General features: G+C 59.0%; 5 protein-coding genes. 3 read left to right on the forward strand and 2 right to left on the reverse strand.

Features of this window, described 5'->3' with window-relative positions; all coding sequences use genetic code 11:
- Positions 1-66: 66 nt before the first annotated feature.
- The 3 genes from Q4577_RS23445 (at position 67) to Q4577_RS23455 (ending at position 3,133) form a co-directional block, all read left to right on the forward strand.
- Positions 67-969 carry a type IV secretory system conjugative DNA transfer family protein gene (locus tag Q4577_RS23445; RefSeq protein ID WP_303473304.1) on the forward strand — a complete coding sequence of 301 codons (903 nt, stop codon included), beginning with the start codon at positions 67-69 and terminating at the stop codon, positions 967-969.
- A 19-nt stretch (positions 970-988) separates the two neighbouring features.
- Positions 989-1,549, forward strand: coding sequence for a hypothetical protein (locus Q4577_RS23450; protein WP_303473305.1), 561 nt, complete (start codon positions 989-991; stop codon positions 1,547-1,549).
- Between the two features lie 498 nt (positions 1,550-2,047).
- Positions 2,048-3,133 (forward strand): replication initiator protein A, encoded by a 1,086-nt coding sequence (locus tag Q4577_RS23455; RefSeq protein ID WP_303473307.1) that lies wholly within the window; start codon positions 2,048-2,050, stop codon positions 3,131-3,133.
- Between the two features lie 17 nt (positions 3,134-3,150).
- Here the strand turns inward: Q4577_RS23455 and Q4577_RS23460 are convergent, their stop codons facing one another.
- On the reverse strand, positions 3,151-3,363 hold the full coding sequence (locus Q4577_RS23460) for a plasmid partition protein ParG (protein ID WP_248160084.1): 213 nt from the start codon (positions 3,361-3,363) through the stop codon (positions 3,151-3,153).
- On the reverse strand, positions 3,360-4,010 hold the full coding sequence (parA, locus tag Q4577_RS23465) for a ParA family partition ATPase (RefSeq protein WP_303473311.1): 651 nt from the start codon (positions 4,008-4,010) through the stop codon (positions 3,360-3,362). Before parA ends, Q4577_RS23460 begins: the two co-directional genes overlap by 4 nt.
- Between the last annotated feature and the right edge of the window lie 360 nt (positions 4,011-4,370).

The following is a 4,370-nucleotide window of genomic DNA, read 5'->3' on the forward strand; positions in this document are numbered from 1 at the left end:
ACTACACCGCCGAAATGGTGACGTGATCGACCGAACATCAGAACTTTAAAATCCAAGAACAACAACTTGGCAATCCCTCGGGCGCTGCTGGAGCTGATACAGGACAGCGATGCCGCAGGCGGGTTGATTTCCCGCGCTGCCAATCGCTTCCTTGGCAAGGCAGATCGGGAAGCCGCCTCGGTCCTCTCGAACGCACAGCGCCACACCCATTTCCTCGACAGCCCACGCATCGCGAAGTGTCTGGCGCGGTCGGACTTCGCCTTCTCCGATCTGCGCCACCGGATCACCTCCGTCTTTCTGGTCCTGCCGCCCAACCGGATGGACGCCTACAGCCGCTGGCTGCGCCTCCTCGTCTCCCAAGCCCTTCAGGACATCGCACGGGACGCAGAAGCCGCGACCGGGGCACCAGCGGCCCTGTCAGCGCCTGAAGAGGCCCCAGACGCCTCCCCTACCCTTTCCGGGGCTCCTGTGGCCCATCAGAGCGCTACAGGACGCCTGAGAAGCCCCACGCTGTTTCTTTTGGACGAGTTCGCCTCCCTCGGCCGTCTGGAGGCCGTGGAGCGCGCCATGGGGCTGATGGCGGGGTATGGGCTACAGCTCTGGCCGATCCTTCAGGACATGAGCCAGCTCCGTGATCTCTACGGCGACCGGGCAAACACCTTCATCGCCAATGCCGGGGTGCAACAGGTGTTCGGGGTGAACGACTTCGAGACGGCGAAATGGCTGAGCCAGATGATCGGCCAGGAAACCTCCCGCTTCCAGACCGACAGCTTCAAGCCCGGTGATGGCCCCAGCTTCTCCAACCACCTCACCGGCCGCGATCTGCTCACCCCCGATGAGATCATGCAGATGCCGCCGAACGTCCAACTCCTGCGCGTCCAGGGCCAGCCCTCGGCGCTGGCGCAAAAGCTGCGCTACTACGCCGATCCCGAGTTCCGGGGGCTCTTCGTCCCGCAGGACGCCGCCTGAGCCCCGGAAAGGAGCCGCCATGTCACAAGAATCCGATCAACCCGAATTCCCTGCCCTCTCCGACGATGAAATCCACAAGAGCCTCGATGACATTGCCACGCTGCTCGCGGGCCAGTCGAACCGGATGGATGAACAGACGAAGGTGCTGAACCGGCTGAGCGAAGTCGCCATAGCGGCGCGGCAGGCGGCATTCGCCGCGCGGGAACAGACCGAGCCGGAGCAATACGCGGACTTCGCCGTCACATTGGTGGAAGACCGCACGGGCAAGATCATCGACCGGATGAACGATGTGGCCAGCGGCCTGATCCGCGCCTCGAACCACACCGCGACGGTGCTCAAGGAAGCCGAACAGGACCGATCCGCCGCACAGCGCCAGCTCTGGGACCGCGAACAGAAGCTCGACCGGTTCAAGCGCCGCCTGCCCTTGGTGGGTATGGGTGCGCTCGTTCTGGCTTTGGCGATGACCGTCACGTTGCCCCGCTTCCTGGCCAGCTATGGGTTCACATGCGAGCTGATGGTGGGGTTTGCCTGGACCACGACAAGCACGGATACCAATGTCTGTGTCCGCTACGTTGAATGACGCACAGCGGTCGACCGCTTTTTTCATTTCTCAGCACCTTAGCCGCCGCAGGCGGCTAGGAGGCTCTGCCTCCTCTGCCCCAAAGGGGCATTCACCTCCGGGATATTTGTGGAACAAAGATATCATGGTAGGATGGCCTTGCGGTACAGGCGGGGACGCCGATGGCCGTGAACGGAGATGTCTCCGAGCGCCCTTCCCCTGCAAAGGTGAGGGGCGTTTTTGTTGCGGGATGCTTTGCTCGAAGCGGCCAGTGGGTCGGCTCAGGCTGTGAAGCTGGGTGTTATATATGTGTTATAGAAGGTGTTACGAGAATCATGCTGCCCCCTAAGCAACTGAATCAACTTTGAAAAACGGCCTCATTTTTGGCCTTTGGTGGGTGATATTACGATAAAGGGTGTGTGATCTTACGAAAGATGGTGTGTGATCTTACGAAAGCCGTTCGGTGGGTGATACTACGAAGCCCTTGCGCTGGTGGGTGATATTACGAATAGTGCAGTTATGGTGGGTGAAATTACGAAACCGGATCGAACGCCTCTCCTCCCCTTGCGGCACGCTCAGGGGGATTTCTTCGTCTGCGACATTTTCGATGCCGCGCCGAAGGGTGACATGGCGTCGATGGCGCATCCGATTTTCACCCTCTCCACGAAGCCGGACACAAAGAAGCGGCGCTATGTAGCAACGGACGGAAAGAGTTACGTTGAGATTCGGCCCAATATGATCGGGCTTGCGACTGTGCATGATCGTGATGTGCTGATCTACTGTATCTCTCAGGTCATGGCGGCGCTAAACGATGGGAAGCAAGTCCACAGAACCTTGCGCTTCAAGGCCTATGATCTCCTGGTTGCCACAAACCGGCCGACTGCCGGGACAGGCTACACAGGGCTCAAGGCCGCCCTAGAGCGCCTTCAAGGGACGCAGATCGAAACCAACATTACGACCGGCGGCGTGGAGCAGATCGACGGCTTCAGCCTGATCGACCGCTACCGGATCGTTCGGGAAACTCGCGACGGGCGAATGCTCGATCTTGAAGTCACCCTATCCGACTGGGTGTTCAATGCCATCGCCGGTGACGATGTTCTCACGCTCAACCGCCGCTACTTCCAGCTCCGCAAGCCGCTGGAACGTCGCCTGTATGAGCTGGCCCGCAAGCAATGCGGAACGCAGCCGGAATGGAAGTGCGGCCTGGACAAGCTGAAGGACCGAACTGGCTCCACGTCCTCCGATAAAGAGTTTCGACGGCTCGTCCGGGCGATCTGCAAGGCGGACGAAGAACACAACCACATGCCGGATTACGCCTTCCGGCTCGATGCCGATATCCTCACGGTAAAGCCGAAGCCTGAATTTCTCGAAAGCTACGCACCCAAGCCAGAACAGGATAAGCTGACTGGCGGCTACGTCCTGCCCCTCTCGCCAGATACGCTCGAACGGGCACGAGAGTTGGCCCCCACATGGGATATCAAGGTGCTGGTCGGGGAATGGCGGACCTACGCCGCAAGACAGAAAGAGCCGCCGAAGAACCCTGACGCTGCCTTTCTTGGCTTCTGCAAGAGCTGGTTCAAGAAGCGCGGCCGAAACGGCTGGTAGTACATTTACTCAAACACTCACTTGCTCAAATACTCAGACCATAGATCGCGTGTGATATCAGAGATTGAGCGCCCCTCCTCAACCGCGCGCATCTTGATCTTGCGATACAAGGTCTCCTCGATCTCGGCATTCAGACGCTTCTTTTTCTCGCTGGTCTCTGTGACCTCATGCAGGATGCGTTTGCGGGCCTCATCGCCACGGCTTGGGCGTTTTGCAGAGAGAGCCATCATGCGACCTCCCGTGTTGCGGACGTGAGCATCGAAAGTATCTCGTCGGTGAGCGCGGTGGTCTCCGCCCTCGCCTTGGCGTTATCAGCGTCGAAGACAGTCAGACCTTCCGCTGCCGTCTGTGGGTAGACCTGGCGCTGCGAGATCGTCGTGTCGCAGACCGGAAGAGCGTAGTCGTCTAGTGCGGTTTTCACATCGCTGCCAAGCCGGGTGCCTTCCACAATCCGTGAAACGACAAAGCCCGCCCTGGGCGATCCGTCTGTGACCTCCTGGCGGGCCTTGATGAAGTCCACTAGGTCGGACGCTGCCCAGATGTCATAGGGCGATGGCTGAACCGGGATCAGAACGAAGTCGCTGACCTTGATGCAGGCCGCGATCATGTCTTCCAGTTTCGCCGCACCGTCGATCACCACATAGTCGTAATTCGCAGCCATGCTGGTGAGTGTCTTGACATTGTTGGGACGGTCGAGCGCCACCAGCTCGATAGGATTGTCCTCGCTGGCGGCGTGCCAGTCTCGGGCACTACCTTGTGGGTCGCTGTCCACGATCAGGACGGAGTGGCCGCGCTCGTGAAGCGATCTGGCGAGGTTGGTGCTGATGGTGGTCTTGCCGCTGCCACCCTTGGGATTCAGGACGGAAAGAATGCTCATGCTCTGCCTCATTTGTGTGTTTACTCAAAATTGTAGATGAGTATTTGAAACTGAGCAAGGCTCGCCGCAAGTGTCGTCCCGCGTTTGTGGTTCTGGGGTGGATGTGGAGGGGCTAAGCTAACTCAGCTCGCCTCCGCGTTTTGAAGGCATCAAAATTCAAAGACTGCGTTGCTAAGTTACTCAAACACTCATTTGAGCAGGGAAGAGGCATTCGGCCAGTAGGGTAGGGGCGGCGGCAATGCGGGACTTTGCCGCCGTTGCAATGCTGGATACAAACGTCCGACATTGCCAACTTGTTCGTCAGACATGACCGGGCTATTTTAGCGGTATGAGAATTCCGACCAGTTTGCCTCGCCTTAA

It is taken from the genome of Marinovum sp. 2_MG-2023 (assembly GCF_030548265.1).
Classification (GTDB): domain Bacteria; phylum Pseudomonadota; class Alphaproteobacteria; order Rhodobacterales; family Rhodobacteraceae; genus Marinovum.